This window comes from Martelella sp. UBA3392 (assembly GCF_002358775.1).
Lineage (GTDB): Bacteria > Pseudomonadota > Alphaproteobacteria > Rhizobiales > Rhizobiaceae > Martelella > Martelella mediterranea.
The window spans coordinates 741-1,043 of the sequence record NZ_DEPM01000001.1 but is presented as its reverse complement, the minus strand read 5'-3'; the positions used below and the strand labels follow the sequence as shown (position 1 = coordinate 1,043).

The 303-nt window shown below is 70.6% G+C and carries 1 protein-coding gene; it reads left to right on the top strand.

The annotated features are described in order from the left end of the window. Window positions 1–303 (top strand): oligopeptide/dipeptide ABC transporter ATP-binding protein (locus tag B4E36_RS00010; protein ID WP_345899834.1); only part of this gene is annotated, 303 nt, incomplete at both ends.

The following is a 303-nucleotide window of genomic DNA, read 5'->3' as shown; positions in this document are numbered from 1 at the left end:
CCATGACATGGGCGTGGTGGCCGAGATGGCGGACGATGTCGCGGTCATGTATGCCGGCGGGGTGGTCGAGCAGGCCGGCGTCGACGCGCTCTTCAACGATACCCGGCATCCTTACACAAAGGGACTTCTCTCCTCCATCCCGGGGCCGTGGCGCCGGCGCGGCGAACGGCTGGTGCCGATTCCGGGTTCCGTGCCGCCGCTTGCCAGCCTGCCGCCGGGATGCGCATTCGCGCCGCGCTGCGGCTATGCCGAACCGCGCTGTCGCGAGCCGGTGGCGCTGACGCGCAAGGCGCCCGACCATCT